The sequence below is a fragment of the Enterococcus sp. DIV0008 genome (genome assembly GCF_050542615.1).
Lineage (GTDB): Bacteria > Bacillota > Bacilli > Lactobacillales > Enterococcaceae > Enterococcus_D > Enterococcus_D innesii.
This window is the reverse complement of the sequence record NZ_CP172937.1, coordinates 843370-864537: the sequence shown is the minus strand read 5'-3', so window position 1 is coordinate 864537 and position 21168 is coordinate 843370. Positions and strand designations below refer to the sequence as shown.

Annotated in this window: 22 protein-coding genes; 2 read left to right on the top strand and 20 right to left on the bottom strand. The window is 43.1% G+C overall.

Annotated features, from left to right (window positions below; all coding sequences use genetic code 11):
• Window positions 1-2: 2 nt before the first annotated feature.
• The 8 genes from IGI84_RS04020 to IGI84_RS03985 form a co-directional block, all read right to left on the bottom strand.
• The gene (locus tag IGI84_RS04020) at window positions 3-1292 is read right to left on the bottom strand and encodes a carbohydrate ABC transporter permease (protein ID WP_077453540.1); all 1290 of its coding nucleotides are present in this window, start codon (window positions 1290-1292) and stop codon (window positions 3-5) included.
• A 160-nt stretch (window positions 1293-1452) separates the two neighbouring features.
• The gene (locus IGI84_RS04015) at window positions 1453-2718 is read right to left on the bottom strand and encodes an extracellular solute-binding protein (protein WP_077453542.1); all 1266 of its coding nucleotides are present in this window, start codon (window positions 2716-2718) and stop codon (window positions 1453-1455) included.
• A gap of 155 nt (window positions 2719-2873) precedes the next feature.
• Window positions 2874-3821: a LacI family DNA-binding transcriptional regulator gene (locus IGI84_RS04010; RefSeq protein ID WP_430600801.1), complete on the bottom strand. Its 948-nt coding sequence runs from the start codon at window positions 3819-3821 to the stop codon at window positions 2874-2876.
• Window positions 3822-4003: 182 nt separating this feature from the next.
• Window positions 4004-4561 carry a ribosome hibernation-promoting factor, HPF/YfiA family gene (gene hpf, locus IGI84_RS04005; protein WP_005237301.1) on the bottom strand — a complete coding sequence of 186 codons (558 nt, stop codon included), beginning with the start codon at window positions 4559-4561 and terminating at the stop codon, window positions 4004-4006.
• 137 nt (window positions 4562-4698) lie between these two features.
• Window positions 4699-5382, bottom strand: coding sequence for a ComF family protein (locus tag IGI84_RS04000; RefSeq protein ID WP_077453544.1), 684 nt, complete (start codon window positions 5380-5382; stop codon window positions 4699-4701).
• Window positions 5372-6682 (bottom strand): DEAD/DEAH box helicase, encoded by a 1311-nt coding sequence (locus tag IGI84_RS03995; RefSeq protein WP_430600800.1) that lies wholly within the window; start codon window positions 6680-6682, stop codon window positions 5372-5374. Before IGI84_RS03995 ends, IGI84_RS04000 begins: the two co-directional genes overlap by 11 nt.
• A 106-nt stretch (window positions 6683-6788) precedes the next feature.
• Window positions 6789-7109 (bottom strand): PTS sugar transporter subunit IIB, encoded by a 321-nt coding sequence (locus IGI84_RS03990; protein WP_005228768.1) that lies wholly within the window; start codon window positions 7107-7109, stop codon window positions 6789-6791.
• 72 nt (window positions 7110-7181) lie between these two features.
• Window positions 7182-7475: a DUF7662 domain-containing protein gene (locus IGI84_RS03985; protein ID WP_005237305.1), complete on the bottom strand. Its 294-nt coding sequence runs from the start codon at window positions 7473-7475 to the stop codon at window positions 7182-7184.
• 110 nt (window positions 7476-7585) lie between these two features.
• Here IGI84_RS03985 and IGI84_RS03980 point away from each other — a divergent pair, with 110 nt between their 5' ends.
• On the top strand, window positions 7586-8227 hold the full coding sequence (locus IGI84_RS03980) for a YigZ family protein (protein ID WP_430600799.1): 642 nt from the start codon (window positions 7586-7588) through the stop codon (window positions 8225-8227).
• 200 nt (window positions 8228-8427) lie between these two features.
• On the opposite strand, the gene IGI84_RS03975 is transcribed toward IGI84_RS03980, so the two are convergent.
• Together IGI84_RS03975 and IGI84_RS03970 are read right to left on the bottom strand one after the other, a co-directional pair.
• Window positions 8428-9135, bottom strand: a complete 708-nt coding sequence (locus tag IGI84_RS03975) for a GntR family transcriptional regulator (protein WP_005228765.1) — start codon at window positions 9133-9135, stop codon at window positions 8428-8430.
• Window positions 9136-9333: 198 nt separating this feature from the next.
• On the bottom strand, window positions 9334-13560 hold the full coding sequence (locus IGI84_RS03970; RefSeq protein ID WP_430600798.1) for an acyl-CoA dehydratase activase-related protein: 4227 nt from the start codon (window positions 13558-13560) through the stop codon (window positions 9334-9336).
• Between the two features lie 174 nt (window positions 13561-13734).
• Here IGI84_RS03970 and IGI84_RS03965 point away from each other — a divergent pair, with 174 nt between their 5' ends.
• Entirely contained in the window at window positions 13735-14340 is a 606-nt protein-coding gene (locus IGI84_RS03965; RefSeq protein ID WP_005237309.1) for a TetR/AcrR family transcriptional regulator, read from the top strand.
• A 43-nt stretch (window positions 14341-14383) separates the two neighbouring features.
• On the opposite strand, the gene IGI84_RS03960 is transcribed toward IGI84_RS03965, so the two are convergent.
• The 10 genes from IGI84_RS03960 to IGI84_RS03915 form a co-directional block, all read right to left on the bottom strand.
• Complete coding sequence (locus IGI84_RS03960; RefSeq protein WP_005237320.1) at window positions 14384-14551, bottom strand: hypothetical protein; 168 nt, start codon at window positions 14549-14551, stop codon at window positions 14384-14386.
• 302 nt (window positions 14552-14853) lie between these two features.
• Window positions 14854-15261 carry a NusG domain II-containing protein gene (locus IGI84_RS03955; protein WP_005237322.1) on the bottom strand — a complete coding sequence of 136 codons (408 nt, stop codon included), beginning with the start codon at window positions 15259-15261 and terminating at the stop codon, window positions 14854-14856.
• A 14-nt stretch (window positions 15262-15275) separates the two neighbouring features.
• Window positions 15276-15671: a hypothetical protein gene (locus IGI84_RS03950; protein WP_430600796.1), complete on the bottom strand. Its 396-nt coding sequence runs from the start codon at window positions 15669-15671 to the stop codon at window positions 15276-15278.
• A 37-nt stretch (window positions 15672-15708) separates the two neighbouring features.
• Window positions 15709-15879 carry a 50S ribosomal protein L32 gene (gene rpmF / locus IGI84_RS03945; RefSeq protein ID WP_005237324.1) on the bottom strand — a complete coding sequence of 57 codons (171 nt, stop codon included), beginning with the start codon at window positions 15877-15879 and terminating at the stop codon, window positions 15709-15711.
• Between the two features lie 29 nt (window positions 15880-15908).
• Window positions 15909-16043 carry a putative metal homeostasis protein gene (locus IGI84_RS03940; RefSeq protein ID WP_005237325.1) on the bottom strand — a complete coding sequence of 45 codons (135 nt, stop codon included), beginning with the start codon at window positions 16041-16043 and terminating at the stop codon, window positions 15909-15911.
• A 15-nt stretch (window positions 16044-16058) separates the two neighbouring features.
• Window positions 16059-16328: a 30S ribosomal protein S14 gene (rpsN, locus tag IGI84_RS03935; RefSeq protein ID WP_005225340.1), complete on the bottom strand. Its 270-nt coding sequence runs from the start codon at window positions 16326-16328 to the stop codon at window positions 16059-16061.
• Window positions 16329-16344: 16 nt separating this feature from the next.
• Entirely contained in the window at window positions 16345-16497 is a 153-nt protein-coding gene (gene rpmG / locus IGI84_RS03930; protein ID WP_005225339.1) for a 50S ribosomal protein L33, read from the bottom strand.
• Between the two features lie 298 nt (window positions 16498-16795).
• On the bottom strand, window positions 16796-18775 hold the full coding sequence (locus IGI84_RS03925; RefSeq protein ID WP_430600795.1) for a prolyl oligopeptidase family serine peptidase: 1980 nt from the start codon (window positions 18773-18775) through the stop codon (window positions 16796-16798).
• Window positions 18776-18853: 78 nt separating this feature from the next.
• Window positions 18854-19798 carry a tocopherol cyclase family protein gene (locus IGI84_RS03920; protein WP_430600794.1) on the bottom strand — a complete coding sequence of 315 codons (945 nt, stop codon included), beginning with the start codon at window positions 19796-19798 and terminating at the stop codon, window positions 18854-18856.
• 213 nt (window positions 19799-20011) lie between these two features.
• Window positions 20012-21049, bottom strand: coding sequence for an NADH:flavin oxidoreductase/NADH oxidase (locus tag IGI84_RS03915; protein ID WP_430600792.1), 1038 nt, complete (start codon window positions 21047-21049; stop codon window positions 20012-20014).
• Between the last annotated feature and the right edge of the window lie 119 nt (window positions 21050-21168).

The following is a 21168-nucleotide window of genomic DNA, read 5'->3' as shown; positions in this document are numbered from 1 at the left end:
CCTCAGTCCTCCATATTAAATGCATTCGTCTTTTTAAACACCAGTAATGAAATGGAGATCACCACAAAGGAAATGATCAAGGTCAATGCAGATGCGATCGAATATTGTGGCGAGCCACCCGTCGTCAATTTGTAGATCCATGAAATCAAAATATCTGTCGAACCGGCATTTCCGCCTAAACTTCCTGGACCACCTTCGTTAAAGAGATAGATCATGGAGAAGTTATTAAAGTTCCCTGTGTATTGCGTAACGAAGGTTGGTGCTGCCACCAAAAAGATCGCCGGCAACGTAATATTGCGAAAACGCTGAATCGCATTTGCCCCATCCATTTTGGCTGCTTCGTATAAATCTTCAGAAATGGATTGTAAAATCCCTGAGACCATGACATAAATATATGGAAAACCTAACCACCCTTGAATCAAAATAATCGCCGTCTTTGTCCAAAACGGGTCGGTTTTCCAAGCAATATTGCCAATATCAACAAAAGGCAAGTTGTTCAATAGCGGGATCACCTGAGTATTGATTGCTCCAGCGGTATCATTAAACATGTTCGAAAAACTCATGATCGTGATGAACGCTGGCACCGCCCAAGGAAGTAAGAAAATCACCCCGAAGACCCGACGGAACTTCACAAATTTTTGATTGGCAACAACTGCTGTCAGTATTCCTAAGGTAATTTGCAGAGTAGTTGCTAAAACGGTCCAAATCACCGTCCAACTAAACACTTTTACAAAGGTGTCGCGGTAAGAACTTAAGGTGAAGATATTCGTAAAATTCGAAAAACCGATCCAGTCGATTAAGTTTGCTGGCGGAATATGTCGAAAATCATAGTTGGTAAACGCCATGAAGAGTGTCACCATTACCGGAAAAATAATTGCTACGATCATCACCAGATAGGCTGGGATCGTCAATAGATAAGCGAAACCATCCTCATACAATTTATTGAAAAACTCTTTTCTCGTAACTGCCACCGGGAACCCTTTTTCAATACTTTGGCGAACTTGATAGGCATCTTTGATATTTAAAACCCAAAAGATAATGAAAATAACGGTAACGATGACCTGTAGCGTTCCTTCGATCAACAAGAACAAAGAATTGTGTTCCATCGGTACGGATCCCAGTGTGACAAAATTATATAATGCTTGTCCACCGAACAAAAGCATTTCGCCAAGAAAAATTAGAAAGACCGCAAAAAAGAGTCCCGCTTTAAATTTCTGACCATTTTTGAATTGTCCCACCCCAGGGATGATTGAAAGAAGCGCTGTCTGCATGGCTTTTGAATTCGTCCTCATATGTATCCTCCTTAAAATCGAAAGTCTGCCAAGCGGCCGACGATCCATAGAAATCAATCTCATCAAGCAATTTCTTGCGTGCTACGTTGCAAGGAATCCTTTTGACAAACATCCTCTATAGAATCGTCGACATGAATGACAGACCGTAATCGGCTATTTATTAATATTTCTGCTCAATCGCTTCTTCGATTGTTTTGGCAGCATTATCCGCTGCTTCTTGAGGAGTCATATTACCTGAACCTGCATCAAATAGCATGTTTTCAGCCCCTACCCAAACCTCAGACATTTCAGGGATATTTGGCATTGGTTGTGAAACACTGTATTGCTCGATTACTGCTTTTGCTACTGGATCATCAGAAGCAGCGACTGTTTCTTGAGCCATAATGTTTGCTGGAATATCATGACGCATTTCATACAATTTCTCTTGATTGGCTTCGTTGGTCAAATACTCGACAAATTGTTGAGAAACGTCTTTGTTTTGTGAGTAGTTGGAAACAACCCACGCTTTTCCTCCGCCAAATGTTTCATAATCATTGCCATTGCTCAATGTTGGGATTTTCGCTACGCCATAGTTGATCCCTGCTTCTTCAAAGCCGTTCACGCCCCATGGGCCGTAGATGATAGCTGCTGTTTTGCCTTGGTTGAAGTAATCCAACATCAAGTTTTCGTTGGCTGATACGTCCAGCATTCCTTGCGGCCAAACATTTTGGAACCAATCTGTTGCATAGGTGATCGCTTCAACAGAACCTTCATTGTTGATCCCTAAATCAGATGGATCTGTTCCTTCATCCCCAAAGACATAACCACCATAACCAGCTAATAGACCATACGTATAATAAAAGTCTGTCCAGCGAGCTAAGAAGCCAACATTGTCATCGCCTTCTGCAAAACGATCATCTTTTGCTAGTTCTTCTAAATCAGAAAATGTTGCTGGCGCTTCATCGATCAAATCTTTGTTATAAAACATGACAACCGCTTCAATCATTGCTGGTGCGCCATAGATTTTATCATCGATCGTCACTTGTTGCTTGTCTGTATCGCTGTAACGGCCATCATCTGGCAAAGTCATCTCTGCCAAATGCCCTTGCGATCCTACTTGACCCACGCGGTCATAAGGAGACATCGTAACGTCGGGTCCTTTGCCAGCAGGTCCGTCTAATTGAAGCGCATCCATTTGATCGAACATGTCCATTTCTACAACGTTGATGGTCACATCATTTTCAGATTCAAAGTCAGATTTCACTTCATTGATATAATCAATATAGTCTGCGCCTACAGAGACCGTGATCGTTTTTTCATCGCTACCTGAACCTGCATCTGCATTGCTACCATCGGTACTACCGCTGTTGCCACCACATGCCGCAAGCGCTAACAATGCGCTTCCTGAAACTAATCCTAAAGCTGCCTTTTTCCAATTCACTTTCATCCTCTTTACCTCCTGCAATTTGTAACTCCATTATGCAACCGGTTTCTTAAAATGGCAAACCTTTTCTAAATGTTAGCGATAACAAAAATAGAAAAAGCCTTTAAATTAAGATATCTAGGAATCAAAAAGAAATTGCGCAACCATTTGCTTAATTCTCACCTTGTGGATTCACGAACCACCAGTTGAGGTAAAAAGCGCTGTTGTCGCTGGCTTGTATCATTATGTTCGATTTTTTGGATCAATAATTCGCCGCAAGCTTCCCCCATTTCCACGATGGCTTGCTTCATCGTTGTCAATTTTGGCGAACTTACCTGATCAAGGAATACGCCATCATAGCCGATGATCCCAAAATCAGCTGGCACCTCCACTCCGATCGACTGCAAGCCTTGATTAATGCCTAAGGCTAAACGATCCGTAGCACAGATAAAACAAGTGTTTTTCACTAAATGCTCATTCTGCGTTTGGATAAACTTGCGGGCGGCGGAAGAGCGATTGTCGAAACGATAGATTTTTGGTGCTTGTCCCACTTTTGTGACTGTATCTATGTATCCTTTTTCTCGGCTTTTCGTAAACGCTTCTTCCAACTCTAAACCAATATAGACCAATTGTTGATAGCCGGCCTCGATAGCATGTTTGCATGCAAAAACGATTCCCTGGTAGTTGTCACTGTCGACAAAACTGAACCCAGCTTCATTTTCACCAAACAACACCACAGGCTTCCTTAAATTTCTTATCCAGTCCATGTCAGCCTGCCGAAAGCCCGTAATGATACTGCCATCTGCTGGGCCACGATCCACCCCGTCAGTCGTAACCAGCTGCAAAGAATAGTGTGCTTTACCGATAGAACGAGCGATCCCAACCAATAAGTTCATATAGTAAGGTTCTGTCGTATCCATCTCCTCTAAGATATACACTTTGATGATATGGGAACGCTTGGAAACTAATGATTTGGCAGCAATGTTCGGCTGATAATCCAATTCAAGCATCGCTTGATGAACTAATTGCTTTAACTCTTCAGTTACTTTGTCCGGATGATTGATCACTCGAGAAACGGTCATTGCGGAAACATTTGCTTTTTTAGCAACATCTGCTAGCGTAGTCATGATTCACTCTCCTTGTATTATTTCATCTATAGTATAACACATTAACTTAAAAGATAACTTGAAAGGATTTAGATATAAAAAGAATTTCTCCCTTTATAGACAATATAAAAAAACAGAGTAGCTTCTCAGCTACTCTGTCAAAAAAGACTTTTTGGGGTGTCGAGAAAAAGACTCAACACTTGTTAATCTGTTTCGATCAACCCGTATTTGCCATCTTTTCGACGATACACAATGCTCGTTCCATTCGTTTCCGCATCTTCAAAGATAAAGAAGTTGTGTCCAAGCATGTTCATTTGTAAAACAGCTTCTTCACTGTCCATTGGTTTTAAAGACAAACGTTTTGTACGTACGATGTCTAATTCAGAACCATTGTTTTCTTCATCATTTGCTTCAGTTGTGAACAAATCACCATCTGTTGGCGGAACCAACGCTGTCTCACGAGATTTGCGGTTGATTTTTGTTTTAAATTTGCGGATTTGGCGTTCCAATTTGTCAACAACCAAATCGATACTAGCATATAGATCAGGTGAGGTTTCTTCCGCACGCAGAACTAAGAATGGTAAAGGAATCGTTACTTCTACTTTTGCTGTTTTTTCAGTATATACTTTCAAATTAACATGTGCTGTTGCTTCCGGCACATCATTAAAATAACGTTCTAATTTACCTACTTTTTTCTCGACGTAATCACGGATCGCTTCTGTTACCTCGATATTTTCGCCGCGCACATTATATCTAAACATAAAAATTACCCCTTTCGTCTACCAGTAAAGAAGGAAAAGGACCACTCTTTTCTTCTTCTTAACTCTATTATATCGAACTCTTGGTCATTTGCCTAGTAAATCGAACAATTTTCTTTAAGCGTTTTCAAAATAACGATTCAACGGGCAAATGAAAAGGATCGAATCGACTGGGGGGCAAAGGTCTGCAATGCTTCAGCTGCGTGATATAACGTTCTACCGGTAGTGTAAACATCATCGATCAACAATAATTTTTTCCCTTTGATTTCACATGCTACATCCGGTTTCACCGCAAAAGGTTGGGCCTCCTCTAATCGTTGCTTGCGAGAACGTTGAGCTTGTGGTGCGGTATCAACCACTTTATCCAGCCATTCTTGCGACTTGACTCCGGCTGCGTCCAGCACAGCGGTCACTTGATTAAACCCTCGCTGCTGGTAACGTTCTGCCGATAGCGGGATGGGTATCAAACAATCGTATTCAAAGTTGTTGATCTTTTGTCTGATGGCCGCAGCAAAGGTCTCCCGCAACTGATAGTTTCCCATTAATTTGTATTCGTGAATCCACGCCTTCATCCCTTGATCGTAAGCGAACAGTGCCCGATGCTGCAAATGGATCATGGGACAGGTTTTCGCCCAAAAGAGACAGTCACTGCAGGAAATGGTATCCTTTTTGCCACATGTTGGGCAGCAGCTTTGCCAATCGATCACGGTAAATCGCTGAGCGCATTGTGGACATAATTCTTTTTCGGGGATGCGCCAAGGAGCCAACAGCTCAATGATCGTTACCTCTCTTGGAAAAAATATTTGGCACCAACTACACTCCATCGGTCAACCAGCTCCTTGCTAATTGGTTCATCTCATTGATTTCTTTAATTGCTTGACGGATCGCTTCTGTCATTTGGTCGTATAAAAAAATGACTTCCCCTTCTGTAAACGCACCTTTGCGATCGACACGGCCAGCGATTTGTACTAACGCCGATTTTGTAAAGACCGGGTGATTGGCTCCTAGTACCACCACTGAGACATTTTCAAACGTTACGCCTCGTTCTAAAATCATCGTTGTAAACAACACCTTGTACACTTGGCTGCGTGCCGATTGGACTTTTTCCCTCCGTTTTTCATCTTGTGAAGAAACACTAGTGATGAGCCATGATGCTTCTTGCCTGCGGACAGCCCCTTCCATTTCCTTCATCAGCTGAATACTTGGACAAAATACCAAGACAAAGTTTTTTTTAACCAACCGCTGCAAGTGCTGTAGCAATGGTCGCAGCCAACGTTTTTTGCGATAAGCCTGCGCCCAGCGGCTATAATGAATAGGTTTGGGAACGATCAGCGGACGCTGATGAAACCGCAACGGCATTTTCAACACAGCGAATTTTCCACGAATTTCTTGCAGCAGCCGTTCTGAAGGCGTCGCACTTAAATAGATCAGACACCCGTTTTCTGCCAAGGCATTGTATAATCCGTAACGCAGCTGCGCATCGCCCTCGTAGGGAAATGCATCTACCTCATCCACCACGATCAGTTGAAAGCTGCGATAAAAATGCAGTAGCTGATGAGTGGTGGCAATAAGGATCGTTGTATAACGATAAGGTTCTTCTGATTTCCCATAAAGGAGCAGGCTTTCCTCTTGTGGGAACGCTTGTTGAATCCGGGGGAACAGTTCACGGCAGACATCGATCCGTGGCGAGACGATCGCCACACGACCACCTTCTTGCCGTACGTGGCGGATCGTTTCAAAGATCATCTCGGTCTTCCCTGAACCCGTGACTGACCAAACAAGAGACGATTTCTTTTGTCGACAATTTGCTACTAGTTGCTGAGAAATTTTTTGCTGAAATGAAGTCAACACTCCTGGCCAAACGATCTTGTGATCAAAGGCTGGAAGATCCGTTTGTTGAATTACAAGTTGGCCATCTGATGTGATCCGACCATAACGAATACAAGTTGGACAGTAATAGCAACCTATCGGTAATAGAACCGACTGTTTAGAATGAGCGCGACCGCAACGCTGACAAATAATCTTTTTCCCGTGCTCTACCATTGCCGGACGAGAATCGATGGATTTATCTGCAACTGCTATTTCAGCTAAGACAAAATATTGTTTTCCTTTTTGACGATTCATAAAATACACCTCAGTTTTAAGTACGCAAAAAAACCGGTTCAAGTACTTTTCAAAAAGTACTTGAACCGGTTACAGAATCTATCGTTCATTTAACAGTAGGTCTTGATTATTCGCCGATCAATGTCAAGGCTTGATCTAAGACTTTTTCGCCGTTCATCATGCCGTAATCTGCCATGTTGATTACTTCTAATGGAATTCCTTTTGGCGCTAGACGTTTCTCAAAATCGCCTTTCATGAAACGAACTTGTGGTCCTAATAATAAAACATTTACGTCTTTGCTTTCTAAATGTTGATCTGCTTCTGATGCGGAAACTGCAAAAATATCTGCTTCTAATCCTTTTGCTTCAGCTGCTTTTTGCATTTTTGTTACTAATAAGCTTGTACTCATTCCTGCAGAACAAACTAACATAATTGTTTTTTTCGCCATATCGAACACTCCTTGAATTTTAAGAATAAGATAACATTTCCTATCTCTAGTATAGAACAAGTTTGAAATTTGTCAACGCTTTCTATCCAGCAACCAGTTTGATTTTACTAAACGATTAAAAACGACATACTCTTTTTTTAAATTGACGAGGACTACCTCGTAGCCGGCATTCAGCCACGCATACGCCCCATTTTCTGGATGGCGGTAATCATTCGCCCACCAATCGCTACTGGTGCGGGCACTTTTGGGCAAACCGGATGCGGGGAAAAGAAATTCATCAAACTGCGTAAACGTTAAGGTGATTTGCGAACCGCCGTTGTTCTTTAAATAGTGAGTGATCGTATCGTACTTTTTGCGTCTACCCAAAGCAAATGCCTCCTCTTTTTAGGGTCTATGTTCGTACCTGTTTCTTTCTTCTATTTGTAACTTTCCTTCCGATTGCCTATACTAGAAACATAAAGGAGGCGATCGTACGCGTGACTTATCGAACGATTCGACAAGACGGAGAAACAGAAATAGAAATCAAAAAATCGCGTTTCCTCTGTTCATTAAAAAGAATTCAATCAGAAGACGAAGCCAAAGCGTTTATTCAAGCCCTCAAGAAAGAGCATTGGAAGGCAAATCATCATTGCAGCGCCTATGTATTGGGTGAAAACCATGAGATCCAACGCAGCAGTGATGATGGTGAACCTAGCGGCACCGCTGGGGTACCGATTTTAGAAGTGTTAAAGAAAAACGAACTGATCAACGTGATCGCCGTTGTTACCCGCTACTTCGGTGGAACGAAACTGGGTGCTGGTGGATTGATTCGCGCTTATTCAAGTTCGGCCTCTGCTGGAATCAAAGAGGTAGGAATCGTCGAGGGTATTTTGCATCAAGAACTTGCCTTGACCATCGAGTATCCCCTTTTAGGCAAGCTCCAAAACTACTTAGAACTGCAGAATATCTATATAAAAGATATTGCTTATACGGAGAAAATCGTTGTCACCTTAATGATTCCTGAAGCAGGACTTGCCGACCAAGAAGCCGCTCTGATCGATTTGCTACAAGGTCAAGTGCAATTGACCAGAGGGACTACCGAATATGTAGAACGCTTGATCGAGCAGTCAACAGAGTAAGCCAGCTTACTAAAGACCTTCCAGTGTGTGCTCTTTTCCTCAAGGAGGACGCTGCCAAGTTTGCTACAACCAATGCAGGAAGCCCAAATATTTGAAAAGCCGAAACGGTCATACACCCAGCGACGCTAAGCAACAGCAGATACGCTCGTAAGGTCCTTTCGGCTTTTTTGGTCTTTTAGTTGCCAATTGGAAGAGACAGGTTATTTTTCCATATAAAATTCAAAACGATTACCAACATATTGGGTACGCACGTATTCAAATGGTTGACCATCTTCAAATGAAGTGATTTGCCGCATACGTAAAATCGCATCGCCGCGTTTGATTTGTAAGTAATCCGCAATTTGCTCGGAAGCGACCATGGCTGAGATCGTTTGCGAAGCGCCGCCAATTTTCCGCTGTCCTTTTTCTTCCAACACTTTATAGAGGGAAGAGATGATCTCCTCCTTGCTAAAGTCATGAATAAACTTTTCAGGGATACTCGCGACTTCAAAACAGATCGGCACATCATCCGCATACCGAATCCGCTCCATCCGTAAAATCGTTTCGTGACCTTCTAATTGCAGCTTTTCCATTTCACTGGAGCTAGGTGCAGTTAAGAAATAAGCGACCGCTTTGCTAGAAGGCTTACGACCAAGAGAATTCATAATTTCGGTAAAACTCGTCGTGCCCGTCATTTTTTCCTGTACTTTTTGGCGAGCCACATAAGTGCCGGAACCGATTTTACGCTCAAGAATCCCCTCATCTGCTAAGGTTTGGATCGCTTGTCGCAACGTCATGCGACTCACGCCGAATTGTTTCGACAACTCCCGTTCTGAAGGCAGACGATCCCCGATTTTGTATGTATTGTTTTCGATATTGGCTTTAATTTGATCATGAATCTGGATATAAACAGGTAATTTTTCCACCACTACACATTCCTCCGTTCCCCTCCTATTATAACTGGTATATACCTAAATAGCTAATAAAAAAAGCAAAAACTGCTCTGTTTTTCTCAATTTGTGCGAATTCTTTCCCCATTTTATAGGCAGAAAAAGAAGTTATCACAAATTGTCCAAACAAGAGCAGTTTCTTTGCTTTTAAATTGGTTCGGTCGCTGACTTGGGAATTTATTCAGCCAACGCTTTATTAGCAGTGGCCATCAGCAAGCGGATACGATTCAATTGATTGACGATCGAGACGCCTGGATCGTAATCAATCGCTGCAATGTTCGCCTGTGGGTATTGACGACGTAATTCTTTCATAACACCTTTTCCTACTACATGGTTAGGCAGGCAGCCAAATGGTTGCAGACAAATGATATTGTTGACATCATTTTCCAACAGATCAATCATCTCACCGGTCAAGAACCAGCCTTCTCCCGTATGATTGCCGATGGAAACAATCTCGCTCGCTTGCTCCGCAAGCTGATGGATCGAATGGATACCATCAAAACGCGTTGACGCCCTAAGTGCTTTATCCATCGGTTTTTGGAGCCTTTCAATCGCCATGATCGCAAAATCAGCGATCATTTTACTTTTCTTCGCCATCCCCAAATGCTCGTAGCGCCAAATCTGATTGTAGAGGGAATAATTCATGAAGCCGACAATATCCGGTACGACCGCTTCCGCTCCTTCTGCTTCTAACAGGCGAACGACATCGTTATTAGCTGTCGGTGAATATTTCACTAAAATCTCTCCCACGACTCCGACACGCGGCTTCTTGATATCTGTTAGGGGCACTTGATCAAAGGCTTGAATGATTTTTTTCATATTGCGATTAAACAGACTGAAGGAGCCATTACGAACGTTTTTGGCAATTTTTTCCAGCCATTCTTGATGGAGCCGATCGACAGCCCCTGCTTCTTGCTCATACGGACGGGTGCGATAAACGACCCGTTCAAAGAGATCTCCGTATAAAAATGCCACCGCCAAACGCTTCATCATCGGTAAGGTAAAGCGAAAGCCCGGATTTGATTCAACCCCGGTGTTGCCCATCGAAATAGATACCACCGGCACTTGTGGGAATCCTGCATCGTTCAGTGCTTTACGTAACAAAGGAATATAGTTCGTTGCACGACACCCGCCGCCCGTCTGGGTCATCAAAACACTGGTATTTTCAACATCATATTTTCCGCTTTGCAATGCTTCTACTAGCTGTCCAATGGAAATGATCGCCGGATAACACGCATCATTATTGACAAAGCGTAAACCGACATTAACCGCCTCACGATCTTCACTAGGTAGACAGACCACTTGATACCCAGAAGCTTGCAAAGCAACATCGACTAACCCGCTTTGATGAATGGGACTCAACATCGGCAATAAGAGCGTGTGCTGCTTGCGCATCTCTTTGGTAAAAATGATCTTTGCCGGTTCCTCGTATTGCTTTTTAGGTACAAAGTGCTGTTTGTCCCGTTCGTTGACTGCTGCTTTCAAGGAACGCAACCGAATCCGAATTGCCCCAAGGTTCGCTCCCTCATCGATTTTCAACACCGTATATAACTTCCCATACTGCGCCATAATCTCTTCGACTTGATCAGTAGTGACTGCGTCGATCCCGCAACCGAATGAGTTTAATTGAACCAGTTCTAATTGTTTGTTTTTCGCGACCACTCGAGCTGCCGCATACAATCGCGAATGATAGACCCATTGATCCACAACCCTCAGATCGCCGACATTTGCTAAATGAGCAATACTGTCCTCAGTCAATACATGGAAGCCTTCTTGGGTAATGACTTCTGCAATCCCATGGTTGATTTCAGGGTCCAAATGATACGGTCTTCCAGATAAAACGATCCCTTTTTGATTGGTCGTCATCAGCATACGTAGCGTTTCTTCTCCCCGTTGCGCAACATCTGCCTTGAACTGGTCCAGCTCCTCGAAACCGCTGCGTAGGGCTTGGGCAATTTCTTCTTCTACAAAACCAAAATCTTGAAAAGTACTCGTTAAAGTTTTGACCATTGAGGCTTCATCCGCCAAATTCAAAAACGGACAGCGGTAGTCAACCGCCCCTTCACGAATCGCATCGACGTTGTTACGAATCACTTCTGGATAGCTTTGCACAATCGGACAGTTAAAATGATTCTCAGCGGCAGTGTTCTCTAATCGCTCAAAAATGACCCCTGGATAAAATATCAACGGTACGTTTTGATCAATCAGTGCTTGGATGTGTCCATGGGCTAGTTTGGCTGGGTAACAAACCGTATCACTAGGAATCGTTTCAATCCCTTGCTCATATAGTTCTTTGTTGGAACGTGGCGACAAGGTTACTCGAAACCCTAACTTGGTGAAAAAGGTATGCCAAAGCGGATAATTTTCATAAAGATTCAATACTCTTGGTAGGCCGATTTCACCATGGACGGCATCTTTTTTACGCAAGGAACGGTACTTAAACAAGCGGCGATATTTTTCATCCACAAGATTGACTTTGCGGTCTTCTTTCTTGATTTTGATTCGCGCACCACGTTCGCAGCGATTTCCGGTAATAAATTTTCGACCGTCAGAAAAGAGGGTCACCGTCAACAAGCAATTGTTTTCGCATAGACCGCAATTCGTAAATTCTTTTTCTGCTTGGAAATCGGCCATTTCTGCAGGAGACAACAACGTACTAACATCGTCAAGGGCTGCTTCTTCTAAAGCGATCAAAGCAGCACCATATGCCCCCATCAAACCGGCGATCGATGGTCGAACGACTTCACGGCCGCTGATCAATTCAAAAGCGCGCAGAACCGCTTCGTTATAGAAAGTCCCTCCTTGACAGACGATTTTCTCGCCGAGGTCTTCAGGTCGCCGAACCTTGATTACTTTATAGATAGCATTTTTTATGACCGAGTAAGACAAGCCGGCTGAAATGTCGCCAACAGAAGCCCCTTCTTTTTGGACCTGTTTCACTTTTGAGTTCATAAAGACGGTACAACGCGAACCAAGGTCAACCGGTGCTTGGGCTTTTGTCGCTGCCAACGCAAATTCTTTGACATCCTGATTCATAGATTTGGCAAAAGTCTCAATGAAGGAGCCGCATCCTGAGGAACAGGCTTCATTCAATTGAATCGAAGACAACGCGCCATCTTTGACCGTCATCGCCTTCATGTCTTGCCCACCGATATCGAGGATAAAATCAACCCCCGGCTGGAAATGTTCGGCAGCTTTGTAATGGGCCATCGTTTCCACTTCACCGATATCGACTTTCAGTGCATGTTTGATCAAATGCTCGCCGTAACCTGTGATCGTTGACTTTGCGATGTAAACGTCAGAAGGCATCTGACAATAAAGCTCTTGTAAAACCGCCATCGTTGTCGCTAACGGTTCGCCTTCATTATTGCCATAAAAAGAAAACAATAATTCCCCTGCATCATTGATCAAAACCACTTTCGTTGTGGTTGATCCTGCATCGATGCCTAGATATGTAGCGCCTGTATGCTCAGACAACGCTTTTTCTGTGGCCACCGCTTGAGCATGGCGAGCACGAAAAGCAGTCAATTCCTCCTCGTCTTTAAACAATGGGGCTAATGTATCAGTTGGCGCGAGTTTGCCATCTTCTCCGTTGGCTAAGCGGGCTAATAGCACGGAAAGCTGTTGCTCTTCTTCTGCATATAGTGCAGCCCCCATCGCCACAAACAGTTCTGGGTTCTCGGGAAAAATGATATCTGCTTCTTGCAGGTTCAACGTATCGATAAATCGTTGACGCAATTCCGACATAAACGTCAACGGTCCACCTAGAAAGGCTACCTTGCCTTTGATTTTACGACCAGCAGCCAAGCCAGCAATCGTTTGATTGACCACCGCTTGAAAGATACTCGCCGCAATGTCTGCTTTTGCTGCTCCTTCATTGATCAGCGGCTGCACATCGGTTTTGGCAAAGACCCCGCAGCGTGAGGCAATCGGATAAAGGGTTTGATAATCTTTGGCTAGTTCATTGACCCCATTGGCATCCGTTTTCAATAAAACCGCCATCTGATCAATAAACGCACCCGTTCCACCGGCACAACTGCCGTTCATTCGCTGCTCCAATGCCCCTTCAAAAAAGGTGATCTTCGCATCTTCGCCGCCTAACTCGATAGCCACATCGGTTTCGGGAATCATTGTCTCAACTGTTTTGGTACAAGCGATGACCTCTTGGACAAATGGGATCCGCAAAACTTCCGCCAGACCCATCCCACCCGATCCGGTAATCGCCAGCGCCAGCGGCTGATCTTCGATCACTTCTTGCGCTTCTCTAATGATTTTTTCCGCTGCCTTCTGGATATCTGCATAGTGCCGTTCATATCTTGAAAAACACGTTTGATTGCCTTCATCTAACAGAACCATCTTGACTGTTGTCGACCCGACATCGATACCCGCTTTATATTTTTTCATTTGTTGCCTCCATCTAAACAACACTTTGTTGATTATCTAACAAGCCGTTTGTTATAATACTTATGTTCATTGTAATTCTTTTGATTGATAATTCAACAAACAATTCTAAGGAAGGTGTGGGATAAACAACAATTACCCGTTTTTTGTTGTTTATTTTGAAAGGAAATTCACAATATGAAAAAATTGGATTTACGTGTCAAACGAACCAATAAGTACATTATTGAAGCTTTTATCCGCTTAGTGGAAGAAAAAGGCTTCGAGCAAGTGACTGTCCAAAATATCGCCGATGAAGCCATGATCAACCGTGCAACCTTTTATGCCCATTACAAAGACAAACAAGACTTGTATGAAAAGATATTTGACTTGGCTGTCGAATCATTTACCGCGATTCTTGATTTTGAAGATTTTGTTCAAGGTAATCGCATCAAAATCCGCAAAATCGAAGCGGCCATGACCGAACTTTTTTTACACATTCAAAACAATCGTTCCTTTTATTTGACGATCATGGATGCCTCTGCCATTGAGATCATCCGTAAAAAGTTGGGCCTGATTTTGACTGAACGTTACCAAGAGATCTTTTCAACGTTAAGAATCACCGAAGGAGACATTGAAGTGCCCTTAGACTTCATCATTGACTATATGACCTCGATATTTGTTGGTACCTTGCATTGGTGGCTAACGGCAGAAACAACGATGACACCCGACCATCTAGCAAAACTTGTCATTAAACTGGTGGCAAACGGCCACCTGACTGTCTTGGGGATTGAGATTGAGGAATAAAAAAAAGAAGCTGCGAATATGCAGTTTCTTTTTTATTCCTCAATTAGTGATTCTTTGAACGCCATTTGATCGTGTCTTTCGTCTTGCGCTGTTTCGTTACTTTGATTCCTTTTGGAGCCACACGAATCGCATAATCTTCCTTTTTCACCACATCATAGACATGCTCTGCAACTTCCGTTACTTTTTCTTTTAGATTCAATTTAAATTTCATGTGTTTTCATCTCCCGAATGCTTTACTAATAGCCTATCGCAAATAAAAAAAATCTTCAACTTATAGCCCTTCATAAAAAAGGATTTTTAGGGTTTTCGTTCCTCTTTATTGGACAAGCGATTTAGACACAACCAATACTTCGTAATGCTGAACTGTTTTTCTAGGTTTAAAGGATTTGTTCAACAGATTGCCTCCAGTTAGACGCACTTATTTTCTATTTTCAATAAAAAAGTGTCAGTAGAAAATCCAACGATTTCCCACCAACACAAAATAGTGTAGTTTCCAACTACCACGAAGTTCGATTAATAAATCAAATAGTCAGAAGCACCAGCTTGCTTGATCTCGATCACTAGCTTATGAGGCAGGCAAATGCTCGTCTGTCCATTGCGATAGATCCAGCTGGTTTTGACAGCAATTTGGTCCGGGCTATTGTCTTCACGCACTCGGATCGCACCATCTTTGATCTCGACGATATTGTACTGACCTTCTGCTGGATAATACGTTTTTTCCATCGCATCGATTTCTTCCAAGTTGAAACGGTCAACTTCTTCCCCATTGATTCGCACGATCGCATAACGATCCCCAGTATCACTTTGGGCTTGCGCTTCAAATAGAAAAAGCGGTAAAAAAGAGCCAACAACTAATAGAACAAACAATAGATAATCATAGGGCTTTAATAGTTTTAAAAATGGCTGGATCGTCTTTTTCATCACATGTACGCCTTTCACTGTTCATTTTCGGAAGGTAATCGCTCTTCAAAAAAGGCAGTCAGATCAATGATCTCTTCCTCTGTGAAGGTTTCTCGTTCCCATTGGTCAAGAATTTTTTCTTGCAAAGCCAAATCCATTTCCCAAAAATGATTGATTTTTTTGAAATGCTTTGGATCAAAGGACCGAAAAACCGGATAGATCGCTAAAAACGCTTCAAAGGTAAGATCCCAGTCCTCAGTATAATCTTTAACGACCCCTTCTGACAAGGCTTTTTCCGTCGGATCGCCGTTTTCTTTGATCAAGCCTGCTTCGTAAAAATGGCGATAGATGGCCTCTTTGGTGATCTCAGGATGAAATTTTTTACTGTGATGGTAGGCTTCTTCAATCAATGACGGATAAATGATCTCCATTTTCCCCCTGCTTTCTGGACGGCGTCATAAGACGGCGTTAATTCTTTTCGATCGGGTGCTGTGCTTTGTATTCTGCTAAAGATACATGGTGGCTGCGCTTGAAGGTTCCTGTTGTCCCATCAAACGAAATCGCTGGGGATTTGACGCCATGGTGGGTCCGACGCTTATTCTTTTTTGCTTTTGATGTTTTTCTTGCAGGTACTGCCATGTCATTTCCAACTTTCTTTCACTTTTTCATTATGCACGCAGCTGCAATGCATTTTTTCGTTTGTTTCGTTTAAATTCATGAATGATTTTTAATGCGCGTTTCCTTGTTTTGATGTTCGGGCTCTTTAAACGTCGATACGCACTAGACAAGTCCGTTTTTTCCATGTTGACTCCTTTCTGTTACCAGCTTGCTTTTGTAACGCCGGGAATTTCTCCGAGGTGTGCATGCTTACGGAAATTGATCCGTGACATGCCGAATTTATTCATGTAGCCGCGCGGACGACCATCGATCATATCCCGTTTTTTCAAACGAGTCGGATTCGAATCCTTCGGTAGTTTGGCCAATGCTTGGGTATCTCCTTGTGCTTTTAGTTCTTGACGTACTGCTCGGTATTGTTCGATGAGTTGTACTTGTTTGTTGTATTTTGCAATTTTTGATTTTTTTGCCATTCAGTTATTTTCCTTCCTATTTCTTGATTTCACGAAAAATCGCTCTGCGCCGCAACTTTGGTGAATATTTTTTTAATTCTAAACGTTCCGGCGTATTGCGCTGGTTCTTATTGGTCAAATAAAGTCTTTCCCCTGTCTCCACACATGCCAAAATAATATTGTTTCTCATAATAACCAGCTCCTTTCTCTTGCGTCACACCAAAAAAGGTTAAAGTGTAACGATTACGTTTTGTATCATATCACACTAAAACACAGGAAGCAAGCAAAACTATTTCTTCTTTTTGTTATTTAACAAGTGAAGAAAACGTCATATGAATTTGGTTTCAATCGTCGCTGTTATTGGCGGCAAGGTAACAGGAACCTGTAGCTTTTGATCGCGCAAAAAAACCACCTGATCTTTAAGGAATCACTGGTCGGGCTTTTCAAGCAGCCCAAGTCGTGATTCTTTGTCAGGTGATTTCATTCGGTTAATTTACTGATTGGTTCTCATGTGATGCAAGCCATTCACTGATCGCCTGCAAGCGTTCTATCCGCAAGTTCGGCAAGCCATTGCGTGATAAACCATGAGAGGATTGAGGAAACAGCATCAGCTTCGTATCGACGCCTTGACGCTGCAACGCCATGTAAAACTGCTGTCCTTGTTCTTGCGGACATCGCAAATCATTTTCCCCATGGAGGACTAGCGTAGGTGTCTTGACTTGGCTAGCATAGGCCAAAGGCGACATCTTCCAAAGTCCTTCGATCGCATCAAGTTCCCGCAACAATTGGAATTTGACAAAGGCAGGACCAATGTCGCTCGTCCCATAAAAGCTGATCCAATTTGAGATCGAGCGTTGCGTAACTGCCGCACAAAAACGATCGGTATGACCAACGATCCAGTTGGTCATAAAGCCACCATAGCTGCCGCCAGCTACATGGATCGTGTTCGTATCGATTTCTGGATGGTTTGCCACCACGGCATCAACCCCCAACAATAGGTCTTGATAATCTTTATTGCCATAATCACCTAAAATCGATTTGACAAACGTCTGCCCGTACCCTTGCCCGCCACGAGGGTTCAACAAGATGACCCCATAGCCGTTAGCGGCATGGACTTGCATCTCGTGGAAAAATGTTTCGCCGTAGCAGACTTGCGGACCGCCATGGATGTACAAAATTGCTGGATGACTTTCTTGTGTTTCGGTCGGGGGTAAATACCAGCCTTGAATTTGCCAACCATCTGCTCCTTCGTACCAAAATGCTTCGGGTTTACTGATCGCTAACTGTGACATAACTGCTTGGTTGGGATCGTATAGATCGTTTACTTCGCCACTTGTTAAGTCAATCAAGCCTAAACGACTAGGGATCGTTGGCGTCGCATAAGCAACAGCAAGTTTGGCTTCCGAATAGATCGCCGCATCAAGGATATCCATTTTTTCATCAAGCAGTTTGGTCCATTCTCCATGGATCGAGGCGCGGTACAATTGTAGCTTGCCATGCTCCGTTACGGGTACAAGGAATGTGTCATCTGTCAACCAAGTGATCGCTACGCCACGATTTTTTTGTTGAAAATCACTGATGATCGCATTGCCAAAAGCGATGTCAAGATCTTGGGAAAGATTTTTGACCGCTTTTGTTTTTAAGTCGACCAAAAACAAATCATCCAAGGTCACAAAACCATAGGAAAGATCATTGCCTAATAGTAATAGCTGATCATTGCGCGCTGCAGCAAAAGCATACGTTCCTTCTGGCAGAATGTTTTCTAAACTTTCTGTCTTTTTCGTCTGACTATTTAGGAGACAAACCTTCGATCCATAGTCCCACTCGTCTTCTTCCTCTTTGTCAAAGGTGAGGAACAACGTCTTCTGATCATCCGCGATGCCAGAAAAAACAAAGGGAGAATCATGCTCAAAAATCAGTTCCGTTTCTTGTGTCGTGATCGTTTTTTTGATGATCGAATGTTTTTTTTCTTTTAAAAAGCCGACGCCATCCGCCAAGTAATTGACTTTCGTAGTAGCTTTTACTTGTGGAAATTCCTTTTGCTTGTCCGTCTTTTCTTTGTCAGCTTGATCCTCTGAGACTGTCTCTTCTTGTGCCAGCTTATAATAGACCGCCGTTGCGTCTTGCTTCCAAAAATAGTCGCCCAGACCTTTTTCAGTGACAAGTGCTTGGGGCTTGCCGCCGGACACTGGCATCGTCCATAACGTACTTTCACCTTTTTTTGGATCGGTCGTCACAAAACTGAGCCATTGCTCATCTGGCGAGACCTTTAGGTTGTTGTGGGTCGTCGCTTCGGTGCCCCACTCACGCCGTTCGTTGGTCTTTGGGTCAATACTATAAATCGCTGAATCATACGTATTAGTCTCTTGGTTGACTGCCGTTTCCAAGTAAAAAACCTGATTTTGCCCCACTGCAGGCTGCGCAATCGTTTTCAGTTCAAACAGTGTCTCATTCGTTATTTTTTCCATTCATTTCCCTCCAAAGATACGCATTTTCGCAGTAACTATCTACTAGTATATCAAAAGAAACGAATTTTTCTGCATTTTTTAATAGTGAAATCCTCGCAAATTCGCTACTTCTTCAAAACCAGCCGACTTCCCTGTCTGCCTTAAGATCTCTTGCCCATTTTCTAAAAGGGTTAAGGTGATTTCCGTACTGGCGCTTTCGCGAATGATCCGATTCATTTGTCCAATAGAAGGTGCTAACAACGAATGGCCTTCTTTCGTCAACACTTCGATCGTCAGCAGCCACTGTTTTTGTTTGAGATGGATCACTAAACGGTCTTCCGTGCGTTTGACATCATGAATCTTTGCACCATGATAAGTAGCAAAACGATATTCTTGGCTGCCGACTTGCAGAACACAAATCGTTCCCAAAAAAGCAAAACCAGCAAAGGGAATGTCGGCTGCGGAGAAAAAGAACCGAACATCTGGCGCATCAAAGCTGTTGCACTGAACCCAAATATAAGCTGCTGGAAAGGAGGTTCCCCAATCTTTTTCCAAATAACCGATCCCGTTCGTAAAATCGATTGGTTCTTCGTTCCAGTACAGCGTACCTTCTAAGGTATGACTCATGCTCAAGACCCCGTGGTAGCACTCCATAAATGACAGATACGAAAAAGGCCCCATGATACTCGGCGCATAACGTGTCCGCTGAATCGGTTTGTGGTCGTTGTATTTTACTGCTCCTTGTACTTGGAGATCGTTATTTTTTAAAGAAACTTGAATGCCTGCTTCACTAAAGATATTGTCACCAATCGTTACTTTTCGCTCCTCTTCTGAAACCTGAAAATCAGTTTCTGGAAAGGAGAAGTAATGCGCGCCCTCATGATTGATCACTTGAATGAACACTTCTTTGGTACCGTCTTCTTGAATCGAAAGACCAGGAATAAAAGCATAGACTTCTTCACCAATTTGGTGCTTATGGTACCAGCCTTCAAAAAAAGCGGTCTGCTTGTCGTGGCCGTGAAAGAACCGATCTGTTGTCAACATCTTGATTTCCCTCCGTTTCTTTTTTAGTGTAGCATGAAGCAGAAAGATTCCTCAGGATAATGCTTTTCTATGTAAAAAAAGCCAGAAACAAGTAAGACACTTGTTTCTGGCTTTGCTTATTGCTCTTTCATCACTCGTTTGAAAAATATTCTAGCAGAATAAAAAAATCGCCTAAGAAGAATTTTCTTCTAGGAGATTTTTTTATCAAATATATCAACGCTTCACCCCACGTTGATAGGAATCATTGTACGCTTGAAAGGACTTATCGTGAAGTTTAGCCGCTGCATCTGCCAACCAGTTGACATTTCTGATCAATGCGCGGCCTTGTAAAACCAAATCCACTTGATTGGTTTGCAAAAGATATTCGCAAAGATCAGGATTATCCAATAAACCGACTGCTGCTACGGGAATATCGACCACTTGCTTGATAGCTGCAGCAAAGGGCACTTGGTAGCCATCATAGATCGGAATATTAGGCTTTTTATCCACCACTCCACCTGTGGAACAGTCAAGACAAGCAATGCCATCCGCTTGAAGCCATTGGGCTACTTGCTGCCAATCTTCCAACGAATTTTGGCGTCCTGGTTCTTCATAGTCTGTCAGTGACAAGCGCATCCACAAGGACCCAGAAAAGACTGCCCGAACTGCTTGTACCGTTTCTTTTACAAAGCGATAGCGATTCTCTAAAGAACCACCATACTGGTCGGTGCGTTGATTGACGAAAGGCGAAAGAAATTGGTCCATCAAGTAGCCATGAGCCCCATGAAGTTCGATCATCGTGACACCCGCATTGGCTGCTCGTTGGGCAGCCTGAACAAAACTATCTTGCACCCGTTTGATGTCCGACAGGGTCATTTCTGACGGTAACGGGTAGCGTTCGTTAAAGGCAACGGCACTTGGTGCCAAAGGATTGCTGGCATCAACTGCTTTTCGTCCTGCATGGCTTAGTTGGATGCCTACTTGCGCATCGAACCCATGCAGCAGTTCCACCAATTTCGTCAGCTCTGTTTGCTGTTCTTCATTCCATAGCCCTAGATCATTGTTTGTGATTCGTCCGTCTGGTTCAACGGCAGTCGCTTCAATAATGATCAAGCCGACTTTGCTTAATGCTCGCGCCCCATAGTGAACAAAATGAAAGGGCTCCGCAACACCGTCTTCTTTTTTTACTTCATACATACACATCGGCGACATAACGACGCGGTTGGCCAATGTTAAATTCGCTAGCTTCACTGGTGACAATAGTTTGGACATGCTGACACTCCCTCAACGATTTTTCGCTTTGTATTTTTCTCTATATTCAGTATAAACAGCACCTTCAAAAACACAAGCAATGACCCTTTTTCTCATTTTTAAAACAAAAAAATAGACGC